This window comes from Janthinobacterium aquaticum (genome assembly GCF_009208565.1).
In the GTDB taxonomy this organism is placed as follows: Bacteria; Pseudomonadota; Gammaproteobacteria; order Burkholderiales; family Burkholderiaceae_D; genus Janthinobacterium.
This window is the reverse complement of the sequence record NZ_WFLK01000002.1, coordinates 12845-25741: the sequence shown is the minus strand read 5'-3', so window position 1 is coordinate 25741 and position 12897 is coordinate 12845. Positions and strand designations below refer to the sequence as shown.

The 12897-nt window shown below is 64.3% G+C and carries 14 protein-coding genes; 11 read left to right on the top strand and 3 right to left on the bottom strand.

Annotated elements, in window-relative coordinates:
* Positions 1–40: 40 nt before the first annotated feature.
* The 3 genes from GCM43_RS03080 to cysS are packed head-to-tail and all read right to left on the bottom strand — an operon-like array spanning position 41 to position 3164.
* Positions 41–1015 (bottom strand): acetyl-CoA carboxylase carboxyltransferase subunit alpha, encoded by a 975-nt coding sequence (locus GCM43_RS03080; RefSeq protein WP_152242063.1) that lies wholly within the window; start codon positions 1013–1015, stop codon positions 41–43.
* Positions 1016–1068: 53 nt separating this feature from the next.
* On the bottom strand, positions 1069–1770 hold the full coding sequence (locus GCM43_RS03075; protein ID WP_413770922.1) for a DNA-3-methyladenine glycosylase family protein: 702 nt from the start codon (positions 1768–1770) through the stop codon (positions 1069–1071).
* Entirely contained in the window at positions 1767–3164 is a 1398-nt protein-coding gene (cysS, locus tag GCM43_RS03070) for a cysteine--tRNA ligase (RefSeq protein ID WP_152242062.1), read from the bottom strand. The genes GCM43_RS03075 and cysS overlap by 4 nt, the downstream gene beginning before the upstream one ends.
* A gap of 284 nt (positions 3165–3448) precedes the next feature.
* Here cysS and GCM43_RS03065 point away from each other — a divergent pair, with 284 nt between their 5' ends.
* The 11 genes from GCM43_RS03065 (at position 3449) to GCM43_RS03020 (ending at position 12841) form a co-directional block, all read left to right on the top strand.
* Positions 3449–4072, top strand: a complete 624-nt coding sequence (locus GCM43_RS03065) for a peptidylprolyl isomerase (protein ID WP_152242061.1) — start codon at positions 3449–3451, stop codon at positions 4070–4072.
* A gap of 63 nt (positions 4073–4135) precedes the next feature.
* Positions 4136–4627, top strand: coding sequence for a peptidylprolyl isomerase (locus GCM43_RS03060; protein ID WP_152242060.1), 492 nt, complete (start codon positions 4136–4138; stop codon positions 4625–4627).
* 80 nt (positions 4628–4707) lie between these two features.
* Positions 4708–5463, top strand: coding sequence for a UDP-2,3-diacylglucosamine diphosphatase (locus tag GCM43_RS03055; protein WP_152242501.1), 756 nt, complete (start codon positions 4708–4710; stop codon positions 5461–5463).
* A 69-nt stretch (positions 5464–5532) separates the two neighbouring features.
* The gene (locus GCM43_RS03050) at positions 5533–6264 is read left to right on the top strand and encodes a DUF72 domain-containing protein (protein WP_193315518.1); all 732 of its coding nucleotides are present in this window, start codon (positions 5533–5535) and stop codon (positions 6262–6264) included.
* Positions 6265–6379: 115 nt separating this feature from the next.
* Entirely contained in the window at positions 6380–6574 is a 195-nt protein-coding gene (locus GCM43_RS26035; RefSeq protein ID WP_226929292.1) for a hypothetical protein, read from the top strand.
* 3 nt (positions 6575–6577) lie between these two features.
* Complete coding sequence (locus GCM43_RS03045) at positions 6578–7693, top strand: ATP-binding protein (RefSeq protein ID WP_226929291.1); 1116 nt, start codon at positions 6578–6580, stop codon at positions 7691–7693.
* Positions 7684–9069 carry a sigma-54-dependent transcriptional regulator gene (locus tag GCM43_RS03040; protein WP_152242058.1) on the top strand — a complete coding sequence of 462 codons (1386 nt, stop codon included), beginning with the start codon at positions 7684–7686 and terminating at the stop codon, positions 9067–9069. The genes GCM43_RS03045 and GCM43_RS03040 overlap by 10 nt, the downstream gene beginning before the upstream one ends.
* Positions 9070–9234: 165 nt before the next feature.
* The gene (locus tag GCM43_RS03035; RefSeq protein ID WP_152242057.1) at positions 9235–9648 is read left to right on the top strand and encodes a hypothetical protein; all 414 of its coding nucleotides are present in this window, start codon (positions 9235–9237) and stop codon (positions 9646–9648) included.
* 19 nt (positions 9649–9667) lie between these two features.
* Entirely contained in the window at positions 9668–10381 is a 714-nt protein-coding gene (locus GCM43_RS03030; protein WP_152242056.1) for a hypothetical protein, read from the top strand.
* Complete coding sequence (locus tag GCM43_RS03025) at positions 10371–11621, top strand: arsenic transporter (protein WP_152242055.1); 1251 nt, start codon at positions 10371–10373, stop codon at positions 11619–11621. The genes GCM43_RS03030 and GCM43_RS03025 overlap by 11 nt, the downstream gene beginning before the upstream one ends.
* Positions 11618–12841: an MFS transporter gene (locus GCM43_RS03020; protein ID WP_152242054.1), complete on the top strand. Its 1224-nt coding sequence runs from the start codon at positions 11618–11620 to the stop codon at positions 12839–12841. The genes GCM43_RS03025 and GCM43_RS03020 overlap by 4 nt, the downstream gene beginning before the upstream one ends.
* The last annotated feature ends 56 nt before the right edge of the window (positions 12842–12897 follow it).

The window sequence follows — 12897 nt, the reverse complement described above, 5'->3', positions numbered from 1 at the left end:
CTAATCCGACCTACGTCGACCTACGTTCGCCCTGGTGCGATTACTCGCTCGGCGTGGTTTCCTTGAACTTGCCGTAGCCGAGCAGCTTCTCATGGCGGGCGGCCAGCAGGTCCTTGGTTTTGATGCCCTGGAACTGGCGCAGAGTGTCGGCCAGTGCGCGCTTGAGCAGGGTAGCCATCTGTTTCGGATCGCGGTGGGCGCCGCCCAGCGGCTCGTTGATGATTTTGTCGATCAGGCCCATGGCTTTCAGGCGGTGCGCGGTCAGGCCCAGTGCTTCGGCCGCGTCGGCGGCGCGTTCGGCGGTCTTCCACAGGATCGAGGCGCAGCCTTCCGGCGAGATCACCGAATAGGTCGAGTATTGCAGCATCAGCACGGCGTCGCCGACGGCAATGGCCAGTGCGCCGCCCGAGCCGCCTTCACCGATAATGGTGGCGATCAAAGGCACTTTCAGTTCGGCCATCACGTACAGATTGTGGCCGATGGCTTCGGACTGGCCGCGCTCTTCGGCATCGATGCCGGGAAACGCGCCAGGCGTATCGACAAAGGTAAAGATCGGCAGGTTGAATTTCTCGGCAACCTTCATCAGGCGCATGGCCTTGCGGTAGCCTTCGGGCTTGGGCATGCCGAAGTTGCGCATGGCGCGCTCTTTGGTGTCGCGGCCCTTCTGGTGACCGATTACCATGCACGGCTGGCCGTTGAAACGGGCCAGGCCGCCCACCACCGACAGGTCGTCGGCATAGGTGCGGTCGCCATGGAGTTCGTGGAAATCGGTAAAGATTTCATTCACGTAGTCCATGGTGTAAGGGCGCTGCGGGTGGCGCGCGATCTGCGCCACTTGCCAGGGGGTCAGCTTGGCGTAGATATCTTTGGTCAGTTGCTGGCTCTTCTTGGCCAGGCGGTCGATCTCTTCGGAGATGTCGACGGCCGAATCGTCTTGCACGAAGCGCAACTCTTCGATCTTGGAATCGAGTTCCGCGATCGGCTGCTCAAAATTGAGGAAAGTCGTTTTAGTCATTGTACCTCCAGGTTTTACCGGCCGCAGCGCCAGGGCGTGCGGCGTCATCATGTTTATTTTACCGTACCGGCAGAAGCGCCGGGGGCTGCATCGGCTGCTGCAGGATCAAGACTGCGCCACAAATACCAGGTCGCCACGGTGCGCCACGGCTCCCAATTGGCCGATACTTCGCGCGCATCGCTGCGTGAAACAGGTTCGCCCGAAAAGTAATTGACGCTGATGCCCTGGATCAGGCCAGGGTCGTCGAGCGGCAGCACATTCGGACGCAACAGATTAAATATCAGAAACATCTCGGCTGTCCAGCGGCCGATGCCGCGAATTTGCACGAGCTCGGCAATCACCGCCTCATCATCCATCTCGCCCCACTGGCTGGCATGGACGCGCTTGGCCTTGAAATGGTCGGCCAGGTCGAGGATATATTCGGTTTTGCGCTTGGACAGGCCGCACGCCGCCAGTTGCTCGGCGCCAGCCTTGATCACCTGCGCCGGCGTGCATTTCGGGCAGGCCAGCAGCAGCTTTTTCCAGGCAGCGTCGGCCGCCTTGGGCGTGATCTGCTGCCCCACCAGGGAACGGGCCAGGGTGGTAAACGGATCACTGTGGCCGACCAGGTGCAGGTCGCCAAACTGGGGAATCAGCTTTTTCATGATGCGGTCGCGCTTCATCAGCTCGATCTTCGCCTCTTCCCAGTAAGCAGGCACCTGCACCACCGGCGCTGCCGCTGGTGCTTCCCCTTGTTCCCTGGTGTTTGACATCATGCGCGGCGCCAGTTGGTCGAGCCGTCAGGCTTGTCTTCGAGGATGATGCCGGCAGCGAGCAGGTCGGCGCGGATGCGGTCGGCCTGCGCGAAGTCGCGCGCCTTCTTGGCGGCTGCGCGCGCGGCAATCGCCTGCTCGATGCCGGCCGTTTCATCGTCGGCGCCAGCGCAGTCGCCCACGGTCGCCTGCAGGAACTGCTGCGGCGTACGCTCAAGCAGGCCCAGCATATTGGCCAGGCCCTTGAGTTGGCGCGCCAGTGCCGGCGACCGGGTTTTATTGACTTCCGTGGCCAGGTCGAACAGGGCGGCCACGGCCAGCGGGGTATTGAAATCGTCATCCATCGCTTCGGCCACGCGCGCGGCGTGCGCTTCGCTCCAGTCGATGCCACCCTCTTCCACCACCACATCCGACAAAGCCGTATAGAGGCGCGTCAACGCCAGGCGCGCATCGTCCAGATGCACATCGGAATAATTGAGCGGGCTGCGGTAGTGCGCGCGCAGGATAAAGAAACGGATCACTTCGGCGTCGAACTTTTGCAGCACTTCGCGGATCGTGAAGAAGTTGCCCAGCGACTTGGACATTTTTTCATTGTCCAGGCGCACAAAGCCGTTATGGATCCAGTAGTTGACGCTGGTATGGCCAAACGCGCCTTCGGACTGGGCGATCTCGTTTTCATGGTGCGGGAACTGCAGATCGGCGCCGCCGCCATGGATATCGAACTGCTCGCCCAGCAGGGCGCACGACATGGCCGAGCACTCGATATGCCAGCCCGGGCGGCCGCGGCCCCATTTCGAGTCCCATTTGACCTCTTCCGGCTCGGACTCCTTGGACGACTTCCACAGCACGAAGTCGAGCGGGTCACGCTTGCCGGTATTGACGTCGACGCGTTCGCCGGCGCGCAGGTCGTCAAGCGACTTGCCCGACAGCTTGCCGTAGCTGGGGAAATTGCGCACCGCATAATTGACGTCGCCGTCATCGCCCTGGTAGGCCAGCTCGTTTTGCTCCAGGCGCTCGATCAGGTTCAGCATCTGCGGCACGTAGTCGGTCGCGCGCGGCTGGTGGTCGGGCGGCAAAATGCCCAGCGCCGCCGTGTCTTCTTCCATATAGCGCGTGAAGCGGCTTGTCAGCTGCGAGATGGTCTCGCCGTTTTCCACGGCGCGGCGGATGATTTTGTCGTCGATATCGGTAATATTGCGCACATAGGTGACCTCAAAGCCGGAAGCCTTGAGCCAGCGGTAGACCACGTCGAACGCCATCATCATGCGCGCATGGCCGATATGGCAGTAATCGTAGATGGTCATGCCGCATACGTACATGCGTACCTTGCCCGCTTCCATCGGAACGAAAACCTGCTTTTCACGTGCCAGGGTATTGTAAATCTTCAGATTGCTCATCGTACTTTAGTGGTAAAACAGCCGCCAGCCGGGCAAAACGACAGACAGGCGCAGACACCGAAGGTGCCGCGCCACTGAACTGCCGTGTGCGCCATACTGGCCAGCCGCTATATTGTTGTTCTTGTTTGCTAAAATGTCGCGTTAGCGTTCAAGTATATCATTGATAAAAACCGGACTGGCCCGATATGGATGAGGTTTTTGCGAACTCATGCTCATCCACATTGATTTCCACTGAGCAACAAGCCGATTGAACTGCAGAAAAAAATAACATCAAGGACACCAACATGCAACAAACCCAACTTCGCCGCCCTTCTTTTCTGGGCCGCCTGTTTACCGTCTTTGCCGGCCTGACGCTGGGCAGCGCGGTGGTGGCCGCGCCGGCCGCCGTCGACCCGACGCCGCACGTCAGCCTGAAAACCAATATGGGCGAAATCGTACTGGAACTGAACCAGGAAAAAGCGCCGGCCAGCGTCGCCAACTTCTTGCAGTACGTAAAAAGCGGTTACTACAAAGGCACTATTTTCCACCGCGTGATCGACGGCTTCATGATACAGGGTGGCGGCTTCGACAAGAACATGAAGCAAAAAGCCACCAAGGCGCCGATCAAGAACGAGGCGCAGAACGGCCTGCAGAATGTGACCTACAGCATCGCCATGGCGCGCACGGGCGATCCGCACTCGGCCACCTCGCAGTTTTTCATCAACGTCGGCAATAACGGCGCACTCGACTATCCGGGCCGCGACGGCTTCGGCTATACCGTGTTCGGCAAAGTGGTTTCGGGCATGGATGTGGTCGACAAGATCAAGGCTGTCGCCGTGGCCGACAAGGGCCCGCACCAGAACGTGCCTGTCACGCCGGTAGTCATCGAATCGGCAACCCTGCTGAAGTCTGCGCCGGCAAAACTGTAAAATAGCGTTTTTGCTTCCCAATGAAGCATCAATCTGACCTTTCATCATTAACAAAGGATTATCATGACCAAAGTTATCATTACCACCAACCACGGTGTCATCACCGCCGAACTGGACGCCGAGAAAGCACCGAAAACGGTTGCCAACTTCCTCGACTACATGAACGCCGGCCACTACAACAACACCATTTTCCACCGCGTGATCGACGGTTTCATGATCCAGGGCGGCGGTTTCGAGCCAGGCATGAAACAAAAGGCTGCCAACACCACCGTAGAAAACGAAGCCAAGAACGGCCTGAAAAACGATCCGTACACGCTGGCCATGGCCCGCACTTCCGACCCGCACTCGGCGTCGGCGCAGTTCTTTATCAACGTCAAGAACAACAGCTTCCTGGACTACCCAGGCCAGGACGGTTGGGGCTACGCCGTGTTCGGTAAAGTGGTTGACGGCAAGGAAGTGGTCGACGCCATCCGCGCCGTGAAAACCACGCGTTCGGGCATGTTTGCCGATGTGCCAGCTACCGACGTGATCATCGAGAAAGTCGAAGCAGCGTAAGCTGAATCAACCATGCACGGCATTGTTATCCTGACGCGTTCCCACGCAGTTTCTTTACCTCGGAGCGTTACAGCATGACAATGCCTGCCGCACTATTCATTTCCGACCTGCATCTGCAGAGCTCGCACCCGCGCACCAGCGCGGCGTTTCTGTCGTTCCTGGAGCAGCACGCGCGATCGGCGCAGGCGCTGTATCTGCTGGGCGACCTGTTCGAATACTGGGCCGGCGACGACGACCTGGCCGACCCGTTCAATGCCCGCATGACCGCCGCCATCCGCGCCGTCAGCGATGCTGGCGTACACGTGTACTGGATTGCCGGCAACCGCGATTTCCTGGTCGGATCAAGCTTTGCCGCTGCCGCCGGCGCCACCCTGCTGAGCGAGCCGCATCTGGCGACCATTGCCGGCCAGCGCGTAGTGCTGCTGCACGGCGACGCCGAATGCACCAACGATCTCAAGTACATGGAGTTTCGCGCCATGGTGCGCCAGAGCGCCTGGCAGCAGCAGTTCCTGGCCATGCCGCTGGCGCAGCGCAAGGCGATCATTGCCGGCTTGCGCCAGAACAGCCGCGCACAGAACGGCGAAAAAGCCATGGAGATCATGGATGTGACACCTGAAGCGGTGGCGCAGGTGTTTGCCGAGCACGCCAGCACCGTGATGATCCATGGCCACACGCACCGCCCCGCCCTGCATAGAGTCGACGATACTTTGCGCTATGTGCTGCCCGACTGGGAATGCGATGTGGAAGCGCCAGAACAGGCGCGCGGCGGCTGGATTGCCATCGATACGGCCGGCACCATCACTCGCCATGCGCTCGATGGCAGCGTAATCGACTAGTGCCGCGCTGACAGCACCACAAGGCGTCGTCCGACAGTCGCGCCTGCCATGCTTTGCTGTAATAAGCGCATGAACAAGCGCACCCATCCTCTTTATCTCGGCACGGCCGGCTGGAGCATTTCCAGCGCTGCCGCTGCCCCGTTTCCGCCCGAAGGCAGCCATTTGCAGCGCTACGGCAGCGTGCTCAACAGTGTGGAAATCAATACCTCGTTCTACCGCCCGCACCAGCCGGCCACCTATGCACGCTGGGCCGACAGCGTGCCGGACGATTTCCGCTTCAGCGTCAAGCTGCCGCGCCAGATCACGCACGAACTGCGCCTGACGCAGTGTGACGCCGAGCTGGCGCGCTTTGCCGGCGAGGTGGGGCATCTGGGCGACAAGCTTGGCTGCGTGCTGGTGCAGCTGCCGCCCAGCCTGCGCTTTGACGCAGCCGTGGCGCAAGAATTCCTGACGCGCCTGCGCCAGCAGTTCGGCGTCATGCTGGCGCTCGAAGCGCGCCACGCCAGCTGGTTTGGCGAGGACGCCACGGCGCTGCTGCGCGAACGCCATGTCACGCGCGTACGGGCCGACCCGCCGGCCGGCCCGCCCGGTGCGCACGAAGCCACCACGGAACTGGCCTATATCCGCCTGCACGGCAGCCCGAAAATTTACTATTCAAGCTATACCGATGCGTTTCTGGAAGAACTCGCTGCCAGCCTGCACCAGAAGAACGCCGCAGGCAGCTGGTGCATCTTCGACAATACCGCGTCGGGTGCGGCGCTGTTCAATACCCTGGCCTTGCAGCAGCTTATGCATACCTGAAGCGTTGCTGAAGAACACAGCGCTTGGTGCGCCAGGATACAGAAGCGCCAGCACATCAGCCTATAATTGTTTCACCGAAAACAATTATTGAAAGATGCAGATGGCGCTAAGTGGCATGTTGAAACGCGATCTGGGCTGGCTATGGGCAGCCATCGCCGCCATGGTGGCACTGCTGGTCTGGCTGCTGCTGCAACTGGGCATGCAGGGCACAACCGCCCAGGCGGCTTCGGCGCGCGCACGCGCTGCCGTGATCTGCCAGATCATGCGCGCCGGCGTCGAGCGCGCCGGCCTGCAGCATGGCGCAGGCTAGGCGATGGAGCGCGCCATCGTCGACATGGCGCTGCGCGAAGATATCGGCTTTGAAGGCGGACTGTGGACGCCGCAACGCGGCGCTTACGCCTATGCCTTTCCCACCTACGACGGCAGCGGCACCAAGGACGATGCGCCGGCGGCCGAATTGCAGCGTATCGCCGCACTGGCGCAGCAGACGCTCACAACCGGCAAGTCGCTGCAGGAAGTGCGCCCTGGCCTGCGCGAAGCGGTCGTGTATGGCACCTGCCCGGTGTCCGACAGCGTGGCCGGCTGGACCCTGACGCGCGTGGCCGGCATGGCCGATGGCGCACTGAACCACCTGACACTGGCAGTCAGCCTGCTGCTGGGATCGCTGGTGCTGGCTGGCGCCTGGTTTGCCTTTTTGCTGATGCGCTGGGGCCGCGAGGCGCAGCGCCTGTCTGCGCTGCTGGCCAACAACGAACGCATGGCCACGCTGGGCAGCCTGGCAGCCGGCCTGGCCCATGAAATCCGCAATCCGCTCGGCACCATCCGCATGAAGGTCGACAATGCGCTGGCGGCACCGGAGGCGCTGCGCGCAGTGCGCAGCAGTGCGGCCCTGCGCACCACGCTACTGCAGGTGCAGCGGCTTGAAACGCTGGTGGCCAGCCTGCTGGCGCTGACGCAGCCGTTTCATCCGAAGCGCGCCCCGGTCGAGCTGGGCGACTGGCTCGACAAGCGCCGGCTCGACCACGCCGAAGCAGCCAGCGAACTGGGCGTGACGCTGGCGCTCGATATCGAGCCCGGCCTGGACGCGGCAGCGCGCAACGTGGCGCTGTTCGACCCCGAGCAACTGGCGCGCGTGATCGACAACCTGCTGTCCAATGCGCTGGCCCATACCACTGCCGGCGGCCAGGTGACGCTGGGTGCGGCGCGCCAGGGCGACCTGCTGCAACTGTGGGTAGCCGACAATGGCAGCGGGGTGGCCGCGCCGCTTCGCGCCACCCTGTTTGATCCGCTGGTCACCGGGCGCGAAGGCGGTACCGGCCTGGGCCTGGCGGTGGTGCGCGAGGTGCTGCAGGCGCATGGCGGACGCGCGCTGCTGGACGAAACCTGCGCTATCGGCACGCGCATCAACATGGAGCTGCCATGGCCCTGATACTGATTATCGACGACGACAACGCCTTTCGCAGCACGCTGGCAGAAACGCTGGAAGACCTCGGCTACAGCGTGCGCCAGGCGGGCAGCTGCGAAGCGGGCGTTCGCTGCCTGGCGGACGGCGGCATCGACCTGGCCATCGTCGACCTGCGCCTGCCCGGCGACGACGGCCTGGCCTTCCTGCGCCAGGCCGCCAGCACCGCACCCGGCCTGCCCTGCATCGTGCTGACCGCTTACGCCAGCGGCTCCAATACCATCGAGGCGATGCGCCTGGGCGCGTTTGACCACCTGATCAAGCCGCTCGGGCGCGATGTGCTGGCGCAAACGCTGGTGCGCGCGCTACGCGCCAGCGAACCGGCGCAAGGCGCTGCCAGCACGAGCCCGGAACCAACTGCAGAACAGGCAGATGAGCAGATGGTCAGCAACAGCGAAGCCATGCGCGCCATCTTCAAGCGCATCGGGCTGGTGGCCGACAGCGACAATTCGGTGCTGGTGCAGGGCGAAACGGGCACTGGCAAGGAACTGGTGGCGCAGGCGCTGCATCGCAACAGCGCCAGGTCGGCCGGCCCTTTCGTGGCCGTCAACTGCGCAGCGATTCCATCGGAGCTGCTGGAAAGCGAATTGTTCGGCCACGTCAAAGGCGCGTTTTCGGGCGCGGCCACGGACCGGCTCGGGCGCTTTCGCGAGGCCGATGGCGGCACCCTGTTTCTCGACGAGATCGGCGACATGGCGCTGCCCACGCAGGCCAAGATCCTGCGCGTGCTGCAGGAACGCGAAGTGATGCCGGTCGGTGCGCGCCATGCGCTGCCGGTCGACCTGCGCGTGGTGGCGGCCACCCACCGCGACCTTGAAGCGGAGGTGGAGGCAGGACGCTTTCGCGCCGACCTGTGGTACCGGCTGCAGGTCATTACCATCAAGCTGCCGCCGCTGCGCGAACGCACGGGCGACGTGGCGCTGCTGGCCAGCCACTTCCTGCAGCAGCATCAGCAGCAAGCCAGGGGCGTGCGCAAGCGGCTCAGCAATACTGCACTCGAAGCGCTGCAGCAGTTTGACTGGCCGGGCAATGTGCGCCAGCTGCGCAATACCATGCAGCGCGCCATCGCACTGAGCGAAGGCGAGTTGATCGAACCCGAACACCTGGGTCTGGCGAACGGACGCGGCGCACCCACGCAGCCTGGCGCCAACAGCGCGGCGGGCAGTCCGGTCGATATCGACTGGGACGGGCCGCTTGAACAGGCCGTGGCGCGGCTCGAATCGTTCATGCTTGAACGCGCGCTGGACGCGGCGCAAGGCAACCGCAGCGAAGCGGCGCGCCGGCTCGGGCTGTCGCGCCAGCAGTTGTACCGCAAGCTGGCGCAATACGGGCTCGATTCATGACAGCTGTCCGCTGTTGTGACAGGCAGGTGCCAACAAAGCGGACACCTGTCGCGCGCTACCTGCAAAAACCAGCGAAAAAGGTCTGTTTTCGGTCAGTCTGGCCCGCAATAAAGCTGGCACGCGATATGCATAGGTATGGGTACACCCACACTGAAGGAGTTGATCATGAATTTGCTTAAACCGATCCTGCTGGCACTGGCCGTATCGTCCCTGAGCACTGCCGCCATCGCGGCGCAAGTTGGCCGCGCCGATGCACCGCCACCTCCACCGCCGCCATCGGCTGGCCAGGCGGGTTTGGATACCCCGCCGCCGCCACCGCCACCCGGCGCAGTGCCACCGCCGCCACGCGCAGGCGCGCCCGTACCACCGCCACCTGGCGCAGCAGGCCGTCCGGCGCCACGACGCGGCGCAGCAGTGCCAGCGCCAGCGCCGATACCTGCGCGCGGTGGCGCTGAAGCTCCGCCAGCACCACCGGCACCACCAACGGCGCCGCCGCCTGCCGATGGCCGCATGATGCCGCCAGCCACGCCGGATGCCCCTCCTCCACCGCCGCCTGGCGCCGCAGCGGCCCGTCCGTAACCGCAGCCGGGAGAGCGCCATGCTGACAGCCAGATTTGCCGCACCGCTGCTGGCGGCTGTGCTGGCCGCACCCGGCACGGTGCGCGCCGCACCACCACCAGGGCCGCCAGGGCCACCCGTGTCGGCAGCGCAGCGCGGCATTTCCGGCATCAGCGAAGGCGTGCTGCAGCGCTATATCACCACGCCCTACGGCGAACTCAATGGCCTGCGCCTGGCCGATGGCAAGCTGGTGATGTTCGGTCCCATGATGGGGCCATCGGTGGCGCAGCTGCTGCCAGTGGGTGCGCGCCTGCGCATCCTCGGCCAGAGCGCGCCTGATGGCACCATGCGTGCCAGCGCGCTGATCAATCTAGACAGCGGCAAGAGCGTGGAGGAGGCGCCGCCAGGACCGCCACCGCCACCACGGCAAGCCGGCGCGGCGGCGCTGACACTGCAACGCTGCGAGGCGGCCGGCCTGATCGAGCTGATCCTGCACGGGCCGCGCGGCGAAGCGAACGGCGTGCTGCTCGACAGCGGCGCCATGATCTATTTCCGGCCCGGCCTGGTAGCCGGCACGCTGCAGCCGGGCCAGCCGTTTGCCGCCATCGGCATCGGCACGCAAGCCCCCTCGGGCCTGGCCATGGAAGCGTTCGCGGCCGGCGCCGACCTGGCCAGCGTGCGCCAGGCCGCCTCGAACAACCAAACGCAACGCCCTCTCCTTCCACCACGAAAATCTTCAAGACATGTCGACTGAAATCATTTTGGGCAGCATTACCGTCATCACCATGGCAGGCATTACCCTGCGTCCCTGGCGCCTGCCCGAAGCGGTGTGGGGCGGCCTGGCCGTTGCCGCACTGCTGCTGTTCAAGCTGATGACCCTCAGCGATGTGTGGCACGGCATTGCGCGCGGCAATGATGTCTATCTGTTCCTGGCCGGCATGATGATATTGGCCGAGCTGGGCCGCCAGCACGGTGTATTCGACTGGCTGGCGTCTCACGCGGCGCGCGCGGCGGGCGGCTCGGGCAGCAAGCTGTTCCTGCTGGTCTACCTGGCCGGCACGCTGGTCACTGTGCTGCTGTCGAACGACGCCACGGCAGTGGTGCTGACGCCAGCCGTGTACGCGGTGGCGCGTGCGGTCGACGCCCCGCCCCTGCCGTATCTGTTCCTGTGCGCGTTTGTCGCCAACGCCGCCAGTTTTGTGCTGCCGGTATCGAACCCTGCCAACCTGGTGGTATTCGGTGCGCACATGCCCGGCCTGGCCGACTGGCTGGCGCTGTTCCTGCTGCCGTCGCTGGGCGCCATCGTGGCCACCTACCTGGCGCTGCGCTGGCTGCTGCGCGATGCGATACAGCCAACGATACGCAGCACGGTCGAGATGGTGCAGCTGACGCCGTCCGGACGGCTGACCCTGGCCGCGCTGGCGGCAACCGCACTGGTGCTGTGCGTAGCCTCGGCGCTGCACCTGGAACTGGGCCCGGTCACGCTGGGCGCCGCCGTACTGGCACTGCTGACTACCTGCGTGCGTGCACGCACCTCGCCGACAGGCGTGCTGCGCGCGCTGTCATGGGACGTGCTGCTGATGGTGGCCAGCCTGTTCGTGCTGATCGAAGCGCTGCAGGCGCACGGCGTGGTCGCTGCGCTGGCACAATGGCAGCAGCAGCTGCATGGCGCAGCGCCACAGTTTGCCAACAGCCTGACCGGCACCATTTTGGCGCTGGCGTCTAACCTGTTCAACAACTTGCCAACCGGGCTGCTTGGCGCGGCCACGCTCGACCATCTCGACGCCGCCATGCCGCTGCGCGCGGCCTCCTTGATCGGCATCGATATCGGTCCCAATCTGTCGGTCACCGGCTCGCTGGCCACCATATTGTGGCTGACCATGCTGCGACGCGAAGGCGTGCAGGTGGGCGCCTGGCAATTCCTGAAACTGGGCGCGCTGGTGATGCCGGCCGGCCTGCTGGCGGCGCTGCTGCTGTTGCAGGTGCAGTCATGACGCCTGCGCTGCAGCGCCCGGCCGCGGCCAGCCTGCTGGGCCTGGGGCTGCTCAATTTTTTCCTGGCCGATGCGCGCGACGGTCTGGGGCCCTTTCTGGACGCCTACCTGAGCACCAAGGGTTGGGCCGCAATCGACCTGGGGCTGCTGGCCACCATCGGCGGCGTGCTGGGACTGTTGGCCGGGGTGCCGGCCGGTGCCCTGATCGACCGCAGCCACCACAAGCGGCTGATGGTGATCGCACCGGTTATCCTGATTACACTGATGAGCTTTCTGTGCCTGGCCTGGCCCGGGCGCGCCATGGTGTTCGCTACCCAGGCGCTGGCGGCGGTGGCAGGCGTGCTGATCGGTCCTGCGGTGGCTGCCATCACGCTGGGACTGGTTGGCGCCGGCCAGTTCGGCCGCCAGCTGGGCAGGAATGAATCGTGGAATCATGCCGGCAACCTGGTGCTGATGGGCGGCACCTGGGCTGCCAGCGTCTGGCTGGGCTTGCCGGGCGTGGCCGGCCTGATGCTGCTGACCACCGCTGCAACAGTGGCCGCTACCCTGTCGATCAAGGCGGGCAGCATCGATCACGCCGCCGCGCGCGGCATGGGCAGCGCAAACCAGCCTGCCGGCGCCGTGCCCTCGTCGCTGCGTAAGCTGGCCGGCAACCGCCCGCTGCTGTGGCTGGCCCTGGCGCTGGCCCTTTTCCACTTTGGCAACGCGCCGCTGGCGCGCCTGATTGCCCAGCAGTTTGCCGTGCAGATGCAGCGCCCGTTTGAAACAACGGCCGTCATTACCATGGTCTCGCAGTTGTCCGCACTGGCCGCAGCGCTGGCAGCACCTTGGCTGCTGCGCCCCGGGCGCATCGCCACGGCCACCATCGTGGCGCTGATGAGTCTGCCATTGCGCGGCCTGCTGGCCTGGCGCTTTGCCGATTTTGCCATGATCTACCCGGTGCAACTGCTGGACGGCATCGGCGTGGGCCTGCTGGGCATACTGACGCCATTCCTGGTGGAAAGGCTGACGCGTGGCAGCGGCCACTTCAACCTCGCGCTGGCGGCCGTCATGACCGTGCAAGGTATCGGCGCCGCGTCCAGCAATGTGGTTGCCGGCTATCTGACGACGCGCTTCGGCTATCCTGTAGCATATCTGGCACATGGCGCGGTGGCACTGGCGGCCCTCGCTGCCATGCTGCCGGCATTGCGCGGCGCAAGCCGACAGCAAGGAAAAGCCTGACTGCGACTCGCCGGATTGCTCTCAAAGCGGTAAGATGCGCGCTTGCGCAGCAAACT

Coding starts and splice junctions, on each gene's coding strand:
- GCM43_RS03040 (WP_152242058.1), top strand. CDS start 7,684: ATGGCCCTGATACTGATTATCGACGACGACAACGCCTTTCGCAGCACG.
- GCM43_RS03075 (WP_413770922.1), bottom strand. CDS start 1,770: ATGATGTCAAACACCAGGGAACAAGGGGAAGCACCAGCGGCAGCGCCG.
- GCM43_RS03055 (WP_152242501.1), top strand. CDS start 4,708: ATGCCTGCCGCACTATTCATTTCCGACCTGCATCTGCAGAGCTCGCAC.
- GCM43_RS03025 (WP_152242055.1), top strand. CDS start 10,371: ATGTCGACTGAAATCATTTTGGGCAGCATTACCGTCATCACCATGGCA.
- GCM43_RS03060 (WP_152242060.1), top strand. CDS start 4,136: ATGACCAAAGTTATCATTACCACCAACCACGGTGTCATCACCGCCGAA.
- GCM43_RS03080 (WP_152242063.1), bottom strand. CDS start 1,015: ATGACTAAAACGACTTTCCTCAATTTTGAGCAGCCGATCGCGGAACTC.
- GCM43_RS26035 (WP_226929292.1), top strand. CDS start 6,380: ATGTTGAAACGCGATCTGGGCTGGCTATGGGCAGCCATCGCCGCCATG.
- GCM43_RS03030 (WP_152242056.1), top strand. CDS start 9,668: ATGCTGACAGCCAGATTTGCCGCACCGCTGCTGGCGGCTGTGCTGGCC.
- GCM43_RS03045 (WP_226929291.1), top strand. CDS start 6,578: ATGGAGCGCGCCATCGTCGACATGGCGCTGCGCGAAGATATCGGCTTT.
- GCM43_RS03035 (WP_152242057.1), top strand. CDS start 9,235: ATGAATTTGCTTAAACCGATCCTGCTGGCACTGGCCGTATCGTCCCTG.
- cysS (WP_152242062.1), bottom strand. CDS start 3,164: ATGAGCAATCTGAAGATTTACAATACCCTGGCACGTGAAAAGCAGGTT.
- GCM43_RS03050 (WP_193315518.1), top strand. CDS start 5,533: ATGAACAAGCGCACCCATCCTCTTTATCTCGGCACGGCCGGCTGGAGC.
- GCM43_RS03020 (WP_152242054.1), top strand. CDS start 11,618: ATGACGCCTGCGCTGCAGCGCCCGGCCGCGGCCAGCCTGCTGGGCCTG.
- GCM43_RS03065 (WP_152242061.1), top strand. CDS start 3,449: ATGCAACAAACCCAACTTCGCCGCCCTTCTTTTCTGGGCCGCCTGTTT.